This window comes from Butyrivibrio sp. AE3006 (genome assembly GCF_000424165.1).
Classification (GTDB): Bacteria; Bacillota; Clostridia; order Lachnospirales; family Lachnospiraceae; genus Butyrivibrio.
The window spans coordinates 22,305-34,061 of the sequence record NZ_AUJJ01000021.1; the positions used below are offsets into that span (position 1 = coordinate 22,305).

General features: G+C 42.8%; 10 protein-coding genes. 1 reads left to right on the plus strand and 9 read right to left on the minus strand.

The genetic code is table 11. From position 1 onward, the window contains the following. Nucleotides 1–74 precede the first annotated feature (74 nt). From G603_RS0111525 to murI, 6 genes are all read right to left on the minus strand, one after another. On the minus strand, nucleotides 75–3,389 hold the full coding sequence (locus G603_RS0111525; protein WP_026670317.1) for a tetratricopeptide repeat protein: 3,315 nt from the start codon (nucleotides 3,387–3,389) through the stop codon (nucleotides 75–77). Nucleotides 3,390–3,506: 117 nt separating this feature from the next. Then, the gene (locus tag G603_RS0111530; RefSeq protein WP_026524482.1) at nucleotides 3,507–4,271 is read right to left on the minus strand and encodes a TatD family hydrolase; all 765 of its coding nucleotides are present in this window, start codon (nucleotides 4,269–4,271) and stop codon (nucleotides 3,507–3,509) included. Further along, nucleotides 4,271–5,152, minus strand: a complete 882-nt coding sequence (gene rsmA / locus G603_RS0111535) for a 16S rRNA (adenine(1518)-N(6)/adenine(1519)-N(6))-dimethyltransferase RsmA (protein WP_026670318.1) — start codon at nucleotides 5,150–5,152, stop codon at nucleotides 4,271–4,273. Before rsmA ends, G603_RS0111530 begins: the two co-directional genes overlap by 1 nt. 122 nt (nucleotides 5,153–5,274) lie before the next feature. Next, a complete protein-coding gene (gene nrdG / locus G603_RS0111540) occupies nucleotides 5,275–5,808 on the minus strand; it encodes an anaerobic ribonucleoside-triphosphate reductase activating protein (protein ID WP_026670319.1) in 534 nt (177 codons plus the stop codon). Between the two features lie 155 nt (nucleotides 5,809–5,963). Further along, nucleotides 5,964–8,135, minus strand: coding sequence for an anaerobic ribonucleoside-triphosphate reductase (gene nrdD / locus G603_RS0111545; protein ID WP_026524485.1), 2,172 nt, complete (start codon nucleotides 8,133–8,135; stop codon nucleotides 5,964–5,966). 159 nt (nucleotides 8,136–8,294) lie between these two features. After that, nucleotides 8,295–9,116 (minus strand): glutamate racemase, encoded by an 822-nt coding sequence (gene murI, locus G603_RS0111550; RefSeq protein ID WP_026524486.1) that lies wholly within the window; start codon nucleotides 9,114–9,116, stop codon nucleotides 8,295–8,297. Between the two features lie 70 nt (nucleotides 9,117–9,186). On the opposite strand from murI, the gene G603_RS0111555 reads away from it, so the two are divergent. Continuing rightward, nucleotides 9,187–9,636: a hypothetical protein gene (locus G603_RS0111555; protein WP_026495426.1), complete on the plus strand. Its 450-nt coding sequence runs from the start codon at nucleotides 9,187–9,189 to the stop codon at nucleotides 9,634–9,636. A 67-nt stretch (nucleotides 9,637–9,703) separates the two neighbouring features. Here the strand turns inward: G603_RS0111555 and G603_RS0111560 are convergent, their stop codons facing one another. From G603_RS0111560 to trmB, 3 genes are all read right to left on the minus strand, one after another. Continuing rightward, nucleotides 9,704–10,555, minus strand: coding sequence for a hypothetical protein (locus tag G603_RS0111560; RefSeq protein WP_026670320.1), 852 nt, complete (start codon nucleotides 10,553–10,555; stop codon nucleotides 9,704–9,706). Between the two features lie 180 nt (nucleotides 10,556–10,735). After that, on the minus strand, nucleotides 10,736–11,059 hold the full coding sequence (gene trxA / locus G603_RS0111565; RefSeq protein ID WP_026524488.1) for a thioredoxin: 324 nt from the start codon (nucleotides 11,057–11,059) through the stop codon (nucleotides 10,736–10,738). A gap of 54 nt (nucleotides 11,060–11,113) precedes the next feature. Beyond that, entirely contained in the window at nucleotides 11,114–11,752 is a 639-nt protein-coding gene (trmB, locus tag G603_RS0111570) for a tRNA (guanosine(46)-N7)-methyltransferase TrmB (RefSeq protein WP_026524489.1), read from the minus strand. Between the last annotated feature and the right edge of the window lie 5 nt (nucleotides 11,753–11,757).

An 11,757-nucleotide genomic window follows, 5' to 3' on the forward strand; every position in this document is an offset into this window, starting at 1 on the left:
CTTGATAAGTTTATTTGTTTTACATTATAGCACAAATTAAGGGCAGACCACATTAATGGCTGCCCTTTTTGAATTTAATGAAGGAAATCTTTTTCTCTAAGTATGATCATGTCGTCTTCATCAAAACGTTTTCTGAAAATTACATCCACTACATGACCAACAGAAGCCTTGTCAGCATAGTAGATCGCATCATCAACCATTTCCTTTACTTCTGTGACGGTTACTTCATGATCTACAGTCTGTCTCTCACTGATCTTCTGGTGAAGAGCAAGGATTCCAAGGTTATCTATTACGTGCTCTTTTTCAAGCGCATACTGCTTTGCATAAGCAACAAGAGAATCATCATCAAGAGCTTCTATGTCAACGCGAACATTAAAGCACTTCTTAAGATCCGGATATTTATCGAGAAGTCTGTCAATATCATCCTTAGTATCTTCAATGATTACAATATATCCCTTGTTTTCAATCTGCAGCTGCTTAAGGATTGTAGCAACTGTATCCTCTTTAAGATCTGCTGCCCTTCTGATAATAAGAGCACCGTTTACTATCTTATCAAAAATAGTACTTACGGATTTCTTATTAAGAGTTATTGCACTGATCATTGCAACCTTACCGGAGAAGTTGGAATCCGTTGCCTGCACTGCCTTAATAAGACCCTTTGCAAGATTAACGGTTCCTGCCCCTTCTTCGCCTGTAACTATGGCGTTGTTGGTATATGCTGCCATGCTGAGGTTATCGATGGCTTCAATGATCTGCTTGCGGGACTTACGATGCTGAATGTAAGGACCAAAGAGCTCTTTCTCTTCGGGAGTCATGACTCTGACTCTTGTTTCGAGAGCCTTATCCTCCTTCTCATCAGTATCTTCCTCTTCTTCCTTCACCTTTTTGTCAGGTTTAGAAGATGCCTTTTCAGTCTCTTCGGGAAGTTCCTCTTCTTGTGGTTCTTCCTCTTCCAAGGAATCTTCTGATGTTTCAGTCTCTTGCAAATCTTCAGGTTCGTCTGAAGTTATCTCTTCCTCTGTGGTCTCAGGCTCATCTATAATTTCAGTTTCTTCTGAAATCTCAGGTTCAGATGTATCTGCAACTTCTTCAGGCTGACTTTCTACTTCTTCTGTTTCAAGCTCATTTATTATGTTTTCTACTTCAGCACTTTCAATCTCAGTGGTTTCGCCAAGATCTACTTCCGCTGCATCAACTTCCTCTTCGGGAGTATAAACAAGCTCGTGAAGGCCATTTTCTGAAACGGGTTCTTCAGGAATATCCTCCTCCGGATACTCATCTTCAGAAATATCCTCATCATCAGGATAATCTTCCATGAGTTCTTCTTCGCTATAAGGCTCTTCTTCGCTGTAGTACTCATCGTCCTCTACAGGAAGCTCTTCTGTTTCCTGAGGTACTTCCTCCTGCTCGGAAATAGTGCTGGCAAATTCAAGGTCTTCGCCTGTTATCTGTACCATGGACTGAGTATTCTGCAGATCTTCCATGGGAACTATATCCTGACTTACAGCAGGAATCTCAGGCTCAGGCATAAGAACCTCTTTTATCTTAGGCTCTTCAATTTCCTCAAGCTCTTCCTCAAGAAGAGGCTTTGCTGCTGTCTCATCAAAATCCTTAAACAGCTCACCGGTCTCAGATGCCACAAGCTTTTTCACATTATCAAGTTGCTTTTGCTGCTGATCCTTCTTGTAGCTCTCCCAGTCGGTCATGAAATCGCCAATGCTGATCTGACCTGTTATCTGCTGCTCAACCTGCTTCTGCTCATCAATGGCCATACTGATCTGACCATCATATTCCTGAGAAAGCATCTTATCGAAATGATTGTTTATCTGATAACGTACGTTGGGCTTTATTACTGCGCCTGGAACTTCATCCTGAAGCGGTTCATCTGTGAAAACAGCGCCCTTGTATAAAGCATGCTCGTTCAAAGTAGCTGCCGCAATGTTTGCAGCAATTTCCTTATCCTTAAGCTCTTCTGCAAGAGAAGGCTTCTTTATGGGCTCTCCTGAAGTCTGGGCTGTTGGCTCAGCATAAGGTGTTTCTTCCTCTGCAGGCTCTATAGCTTCATCCTGCATTTCCATGGATTCTTCTGAATCCACAGACTCTTCTACAGGTAATTCCTCATTTACAGCCTCCGGATTAATATCGCTGGTCTTATCCTCGTAAAATACCTCAGACATTGAAGGCGTAGCCTGGATGTCTATGGTATCAGTCGTATCATACATCTCGCCGGAGTCTTCTGCATCCTGGGATTCGTGATCTACCTTGGGACCATTTGCATCAGCAAAAAGCGCTGCCTCAGGACTTGCAATAAGTACCTCTTTAAGGTTCTCTGCAATCTCCTTTTGAAGGTCAACTGTGTTGTAGTCACCTACATTAACGGTAGGAACCTCATATTCAGCTCTCTCTTCCTGTGTGTTATCAATCTGCTGCTGAACTTCCTCAGCGCCCCAAAGCTGGGTCTCCTGATTGTAAACACTTTCAGCCCCTGAATCTACAGCCTGCTCTGTATAGGGAACTGCCTCTCCGATTATCTGGGTAGGACTGTCATTAATATCGCTCTCGGCAGTATACTCCTGCTCATATTGATAACCATCACCCACAGCTTCGTTTACTTCATCAGCTCTAATCTCAGTGGTATCAGCTTTTGCAAGGTCGCCTGCTTCAAAGTCTTCCGGAACCTGTGGAAGCTCTTTGGTAGGCGTCTTGGTGCCTTCCTGAACATCACGGCCCATCTCGGCTGAACGCATCTCGGGAGCACTTATGGTGCCGCCTGTTGCTGCCTTATACTGTGCGTAGACTGCCTTCTGTTGGGGTGAAAGTGGCTCATGGAGAGCCTTAAGCTCAAGGGCTTTGATTACATATCTTCCTTCCCTCATGTAAACAAAAAGCTCGTCGCACTCTTCTATACATTCAGTGGTAAGACCTACTCTGTGGTAAAGGTATGCCAGCTCGTAAGCCCACTTTTCGTTATAATCGTGCTTTTTATACTCCTCAAGAACTGCAATTCGCTCTTCAAGACTAACTTCCTGTGCCTCGTAAAGCTTGTACTGTAATATGTATCTGGCAGTGTTCCTGGGAGCAAGTCTTACGAATTCTTTATAATATTCTACAGCCTGAACAAATTCGCCCATGGCAATAGCAAGCTCACACAAAGAATAAACAATCTCTCTTCGTGTAGGACTTCTGTCATAAGCAAGAAGCAGAATATCTCTACTCTCTTCCAGGCGTCTGTTTACTTTGTACAGATCGCTTATGGCACAAAGCATACCGACACTCTTAACCCTCTTCCAGTCAATTGTGTCGGCTATCTTAACGGCATCAGCATAACGCTGTGCTTTTATTAGCGATTTAATCTCCTCAGCTCTGATTTTATATTCTGTTTTATCCAAAATATTGCCCTCTAAAACTTTTTCATACTATATCTAGTGTAAATTTTAGCATAGCATACTTTTGATGTCAAAAAAGTATAGCGAAAAACCCGCGAAAATACGCGGGTTTTAATGATTTTATATTCTATAAAGTCGCTTGGCGTTTGATGTTGTTATATCCATAACTTCATCCGGGGTTAATCCCTTAATTTCTGCGATCTTTTCAACCACATAAGGCAGGTACAGTGAGGAGTTTCGCTTTCCTCTGTAGGGCTCCGGTGCAAGGTATGGCGAATCTGTTTCTATTACTATCTGTTCAATGGGTGCATATTCTACGACTTCACGAAGCTTTTTGCCATTCTTGAAGGTAATAACTCCGCCGACTCCGATGAAAAATCCCATGTTAAGGTACTCTCTTGCCATTTCCACAGAGTATGAAAAACAGTGAATGTCACCGCCTATCTCCTCCGCCTTCATGGCCTTCATGATATCTAAGGTATCCTTTGCAGCATCCCTTGAGTGAATGATCACGGGAAGCTTTACATCCCTAGCCATCTGAAGCTGAGCTTCAAACCACTTTTTCTGTACATCCTTTGGGGGTTCGTCGTAGTGGTAGTCAAGTCCGATCTCACCAACTGCAACTGCCTTCTCATAGGAGCACTGCTCTTTTAGCCATAAAAGCTCATCTTCATCCATCTCTGCGCAGTCACTTGGGTGAACACCGATTGTGGTATATATGAATGGATATTTTTTACAAAGTTCAAGGGACTGCTCTACGGTCCTTTTGCTGGCTGTGGCATTTACGATTATGCCAATTCCGTTATCATTCATGGATGATAAGAGCTCATCCCTGTCTGTATCAAATGCCTCATCATCATAATGGGCGTGGGTTTCAAAAATCATTATTTATCTCCGGTCTTATTTACTAGTGGATATAAGAGGTTCGAAAGCTCTGCAAATTCTGCAAGGCTTAGCTTCTCGCCTCTTACTGAAGGGTTAAGTCCCATCTTGGAGAGAGCGTCTGTAACCTGCTCTCTGTTAATGCCTATGTTTCCGTTGGCTACGCCATTGGAAAGAGTCTTTCTTCTCTGGGCAAAAGCTGAGCGGATAACTGAAAACATGAATTTGGAATCAGCTACTTCCACAGGGGGCTCTTTGTGGCACTTTAAATGTATTACCGCAGAGTCCACCCCCGGCTGCGGAATAAATGAACTTGGGGGCACAACCTGCACAAGTGATGGCTCAGTGTAATACTGGACCGCTAAAGAAAGTGCGCCGTAGTCCTTAGAGCCCGGCTTTTCTGCCATTCTGTCAGCAACTTCCTTCTGAACCATTACGGTTATGCTATCTATAGGAAGTTCACTCTCAAGAAGTCGCATCAAAATTGGTGTCGTAATATAGTAGGGAAGATTGGCTACTACCTTGATGGGCTTTCCACCGTTTTCTTCCTGAACTATGCTCTCAATGTCGACCTTCAGGATATCCTGATTGATAACCTTAACATTATCGTAGTCAGACAAAGTATCCTCCAGAATCGGAATAAGCATTCTATCAATTTCAACAGCTATGACTTTTCCTGCGCTCTCAGCTATGTACTGGGTCATGGTTCCGATTCCAGGGCCGATTTCAAGAACAGTATCTTCCTTTGTGACGCCTGCTGCCTCAACGGTTTTGCTGAGGGCACTGTCATCAATAAGGAAATTCTGACCAAATTTCTTTTGTATGCTCAGGTTGTATTTTTCTATAACCGCCCTTGTTCCGGACGCACATCCAAGTGTTGGCATATAGTATCTCCATTACTAATCGAGTTTATTATCAATACTCATTATACACTATAACCGATAGTTACGTATAAAAGGAAAAACCGAGAGACCAGCTCCCGGTTTCTATACAAGTATTTCTTAACTCAATCATCATTATGCTCTGAAAGAACAATGCTGCCCTCTTCAAGAGTCTTGGGCACATCAATGATTCTCTGGTTAGATGATCCTCTGAACTTAAGGGAAATGTTCTTAAGATCAAGCTTGAACTCGCCGTCCACAAGAACGTCTATCATTGAAAGAATGGCATCTGTGTCATCGCCGTGGCAGCGGGAATTATTCACATCTGTGAGTTCCTCCCATACATAGCCTGAGTAAACCCAGATAGTTTTACCGGGAAGCTCTTTTTTGATGCGCTCGATGAAAGGGCGAAGAGCCTTCTGATTAACAACCTCCATGGGTTCGCCTCCAAGGATTGTAAGGCCGGTCACATAGACGGGACGAAGTGATTCAATGATCTCATCCTCTACTTCCTTTGTGAAAGGCTTACCAAAGTTAAAGTCCCAGGTCTCCTCGTTGAAGCAGCCCTTACAGTGGTGGGTGCATCCTGAAACAAAAAGTGATGTTCTTACACCTACTCCGTTTGCAATATCAGTGGTTTTAATTTCGCCGTAATTCATAAATTTCCTCTTATTTCTACTACATATTTTAAGGTTTAGAAAGGAGCTACCCTAAGATAGCTCCTTCTCCCCATTTTTTATATACCTTTACTCCTCCCTGATCCACCGAAATACTCGGCCGCTCCGGATCAAAAGGGATTCTATGGCAACATGCATCAAAGATGCAGTACGCGCTCTTTAATCTCCTGTGTACGTCCCTGGTTCCAATACTGGGTTCCGATATATCCACAGGTACGTCTTGCTACGTTCATCTTGGTCTGATCTTTGTTTCCACAATTCGGGCATACCCAGATAAGCTTGCCGTCTGTGTCATTTTCAATCTGAATCTCGCCGTTGTAACCGCAGCACTGACAGTAATCACTCTTGGTGTTCAGCTCAGCATACATGATGTTCTCATAAATGTACTGCATAACTGCAAGAACAGCCTCGATGTTGTTGTTCATGTTGGGAACTTCAACATAGCTGATAGCTCCGCCCGGTGAAAGTGCCTGGAACTCAGACTCAAACTTGAGCTTGGTGAAGGCATCAATCTTCTCTGTTACATGAACGTGATAGCTGTTTGTGATGTAGTTCTTATCAGTAACGCCTTCGATCATGCCAAAGCGCTTCTGAAGTGCTCTTGCGAACTTATAAGTTGTTGACTCAAGGGGAGTTCCGTAAAGGCTGAAGGAGATGTTGGTCTCTTCTCTCCACTTAGCACACTTATCGTTCATGAACTGCATAACACGAAGTGCAAAGTCTTTTCCTGAAGGATCTGTATGTGTAACGCCCTTCATGTATTTGGTACACTCGCAAAGTCCTGCATAGCCGAGTGAGATTGTGGAATAGTTATCAAACAATAATTTGTCGATCTTCTCACCCTTCTTAAGTCTTGCAAGTGCTCCGAACTGCCATAAAATAGGTGCTACATCTGAAGGTGTTCCAAGGAGACGGTTGTGTCTGCACATAAGAGCCTTTTTGCAGAGCTCTGTACGCTCTTCCATCAGTTCCCAGAACTTATTCTCATCTTTTCCTGAAGAGCAGGCAACGTCAACAAGGTTGATGGTAACAACGCCCTGATTGAAACGTCCGTAATACTTGTGCTCTTTATTCTCTCCAAGTCCCTTGTTATCGGGAGTAAGGAAGCTTCTGCAACCCATGCAGGGATAAACGTCGCCGTTCTTATATTCCTTCATCTTCTTGGCAGAGATGTAATCAGGAACCATTCTCTTTGCTGTACATTTTGCTGCAAGCTGTGTCAAATACCAGTAAGGTGTACCCTCATGGATATTATCCTCGTCAAGGACGTAGATCAGCTTCGGGAAAGCAGGTGTGATATAAACACCCTTCTCATTCTTAACGCCGATGATACGCTGCTTGAGCATCTCCTCAATAACAAGCGCAAGGTCGTCACGAAGCTGTCCCTCCGGTACTTCGTCGAGGTACATGAAAACAGTAATGAAAGGAGCCTGACCATTTGTAGTCATAAGAGTAATGACCTGATACTGGATAACCTGAACTCCTCGCTCGATCTCCTTGCGTACACGCATCTCGGCTATCTCATTTATCTGATCATCGGATGCCTGCATTCCTGCATCCTCAAATTCCTTACGTACTTCTCTGCGGAATTTCTGTCTGCTTACATCTACAAAAGGCACAAGATGTGACAAAGTAATACTCTGTCCACCATACTGTGAACTTGCTATCTGTGCGATTGCCTGTGTTGCAATATTACAAGCTGTTGAAAAGCTCTTAGGACGCTCGATCATGGTCTCAGAAATAACTGTGCCATTCTGGAGCATATCTTCGAGGTTAACAAGACAGCAATTGTGCATGTGCTGAGCAAAGTAATCTGAATCATGGAAATGAATGATTCCCTCCTGGTGAGCCTTAACAACGTCCTCAGGGAGAAGGAATCTACGTGTAATATCACGGCTTACTTCGCCTGCCATGTAGTCTCTCTGCACACTGTTTACTGTGGGATTCTTATTGGAGTTCTCCTGTTTTACTTCTTCGTTATTGCATTCGATAAGAGACATAATCTGCTCATCGGTGGTGTTTGATTTACGCACCAGGGCATGACGATAACGGTAGGTAATGTACTTACGTGCAACCTCAAACTTGCCGGATTCCATAAGGCCGTCCTCGACCATATCCTGGATCTCCTCCACGTTTGCTGCTCTTGTGAGAAGGCCGCACTTCTCCTCTACCTTTGCCTCTATGTTCTTGATCTGATCCGCAGACAAGCTTTTATCCGGTGTAACTTCCTTATTAGCCTTCTCTATTGCTGCAAGGATCTTCGCGCCGTCAAAAGTGACTTCTTTTCCGCTTCTCTTGATAATTTTCACTGGTGAACCCCCTATGATTTCTACAACAATCAGGCACCCCCTATGTACCCGATCCCGTACTAGATTTAGATGATTATAGCCACACGAAAACTATATCTTGTGGCTACAATTAAACTATAATACATTATGTTGTATAAATCAAGTGACAATTTATCGATATTAAAAATTTCGCATAAGTTCAAGGCGGTTCAGCATTCTGAGGTACTTTGACAATCTATTGTTATCCGTAATTTCGTATCCCGACTCGTAGTATGTAGTATTATGATTAACCACAATATCTTGTGGTGCGTTAAATTTCATCGTACAATTCGAATCGTTTTTAACATTAATCCCCATTACATCACCCAGATGTCTGATGGTTCCATAGTTACCATCCACCAGTTCTATGCTGTCTCCCAGGATCTCTCTGTACAGCGGTTTGAAGTAGTTAAAGTGAGTACAACCAAGAACCAGTGCACTGTATTTTGATATGTCAAAAGAAGAAAACTGCTTCTTTAGATATTCTTTTACTTCCTCTGAATCAAACTCTTCTCTCTCTGCATAGGTAACAAGCATTGGCATTTCAAGAAGATCAACCCTGTGAAGATTGTCGACTCGGCTTAGAAGGCTTGCCAGCTTCTCTTCCCTTAGAGTAACCGGTGTAGCCATAACAAGAATTCTGCTCTCATCGCTGGTATTTTCAACGGCAGGCTTAACTGCGGGTTCCATGCCAAGTATGGGAATGTCATATTTTCCTCTGACATAGGAAGCCGCAACGCTTGTGGCAGTATTGCAGGCGATAACTATGGCATCTACTCCCTTTTCCATAAGAAAGCGGACTATCTCATCAACATATCCCTTTATCTCTTCCTCTGTCTTAAGGCCGTAGGGTACATGCTCTGTGTCCGCATAAAATATATATTCCTGATCTGAAAGAAGATGGTAGGCTTCATGTAAAACAGAAAGGCCTCCCATACCAGAATCAAAAATTCCTATTCTCATATCTATCCTCGTTGTTGTATAGTAGTTAAAGAAAATATTTATTTTACTATATCACTTATTAGGCATAACCATGAAAGAATCTTACACTAACGAATTACAAAAATTATATGACGATGAGCGCGTAAGCCCCTTTATCCAGGAAATCTGTGAGTACTATGCATCCTCAAGGGATTATGAGGATGGTTCATACATTGAGGAGATAGAGCCCAGAGAGATTGTGGAGCCTGTATACATCCTCTTTTTCCTGCAAAGGCGTGAGACTCTGCTTGATGAGCTCTCTTATGTAAAAAAGAAGTATCCTGCACTCTTTGAAGCAGTATCTGATCTGCATGAAGAAATCCTTATACATATGGACATTCGCTCTCTTGAATCAAAAAGCTCACAGAGGCTGGTTGCCGCAATGGATGGCAAAATAGCATCGGCGCAGATCTTTGACAAAATCGAAGAGCTTGCAGACAGATATGATGAACTGTCAGAAGCTCTTGATCCATTTTATTCATGGCTGCATTCCTTCTCGTAAGGAGCAGCTTTTTCTTTGCTTTATTTCTCACAGCGCTGCTATGCCTGTAAGAAACAATCGAAGCTCTTTATTCTTCCACCCTTAGATATTTCATAACGCAGTAGAGGACTTTATCTTCGTACTCTACCTGAGCCCAAACTCCATCATCACTTACGGCTATTCTGTCAAGAACAGTACCCTCAGGAACCTGCACCTCAATAAAGTCATCCGACACTGTGCTGGGAGTATTCCTGAGATTAAGCTCTGTGGTAGTCACAACCTTATCGTCTGTGTAGGTATATCCTGCAACCTGACCTACCTGCACGGTTCCTCGCACTTCATCCGGGTCCGGCTTTAGATAAACATCATAGACCTTAACCTTAAATATCATTCCCATAAGGATAAGAATGAAAATTCCTGTAAGAGCAGAAGCAATCCTTACAACAACATATGGATTGATGCCGCCTCCCATATCTTCATCCTCATCGAACCAGTCATCTTCATCTCGGCCTCTTCTGCCCCTGTCACGGGAGGTTTCCTTCACAACTTTTCGAGAAGTTTTCTTTTCTTCTTTTCGTGAAACCTTCTTTTCTGCTTTGCGGGAAGGCTTCCTTGCAGGTTCTCTTACAGGGCGGCGAGCAGGTCTTTCTTCATATTCATAGTCCTCTATATCTTCCTGCTCTTCCCTTACCTGGTATCCGGTCTCATCCCTCTGCTGTTTTGGAGGCTCGTCATCAAAGTAGAACTCAGAAGAATCCTCATCTAAGCTCTCCCTTTCCCTGTCCATGGCTTCATGCTGAGTTCTGTAGTACTCTTCACGTTCACTTGCTGACAAAAAGTCTAAGGGATCCTGAATCTCGATATTTATCTCCTCAGTATCCTGATTTTCTATATTTACTTTTTTCCTATAATCATTAAAATTTCTGATATTATCTGCCAAAAGCTCTCCTCCGAATTCTTCAGGCTAATATCTCCCCCTGAAATAAGCAAAGCTCTTTTTATCAAAATCAAAAGGCATTTACTTAAATCAAAAGATATTTTATCACAAAACAATATCATCTTCATCCCGGGCAAAGAAAAAGCCTCTCCTTTTACGGAGAGGCCATGAAAATCATTATAATTATGAAACGATCTTGTCGATCATGTTCTGGAGCTTAGCCTTACTCTGAGCACCAACTGCAGAGTCTACAAGCTCACCGTCTTTAATAAAGGCAAACATGGGAATTGACATTACTCCGTATTTCTGAGCAATCTCAGGCTGCTCATCAACGTTGATCTTGCCAACCTTAAGCTCCCCATCGTACTCCTTGGCAAACTCATCGATCATGGGTGCCATCATCTTACAAGGACCGCACCAATCAGCCATGAAGTCGATAAGAACCGGAATCTTGCTGTTGAGAACTTCTTCTTCAAAGTTCTTTGTAGTAAAAGTATACTCCGCCATTGTCCACCTCTTTCCGCGATATCCCTCATATCGCTGTGTTAGATTTTAAAGTACTTACCTTTTAATAATATATTTGAAGATCGGATTGCCCTTTGCAGAAAACCGTTCCTCATATTCTGTCATTATGTTGCCTTCGTTCATAGCTGCGTCGTTATGAAGATCGAAGGTCACTGCCTCTGCGTGCCAGCCTGCAGTATTGAGCTCCATCAGTGAAAAATCAAACAGCTCCTTGTTATCTGTCTTAAACTCAAGCTGTCCATCCTCTTTTAAAATATGATCATATCTGTTAAGGAAGGTACTAGATGTAAGTCGTCTCTGTGCGTGTCTTTCTTTGGGCCAGGGATCGGAAAAATTAAGATAAATCCTATCCACTTCACCCTTATCAAAAACCTCTGTTAAAATCTCAGCTTCCATACGGATAAATCTGACATTCTTAAGTTCAAGCTCTGTCTGCTTCTGAATAGCTCTTAAAAGTACACTTGAGTACTTCTCAATTCCTACATAATTTATATCAGGATTGGCTGCTGCCAGATCCATTATAAATCTGCCCTTACCTGTTCCAACCTCGATACGGACAGGATTGTCATTTCCAAATACTTCTTTCCATTTCCCTTTGTGCTCTTCGGGATTATCTATAGCGAAGGGTGACTCCGCAATTCGCTCTCTGGATCCGGAGATATTTCTTAAACGCATTAAAA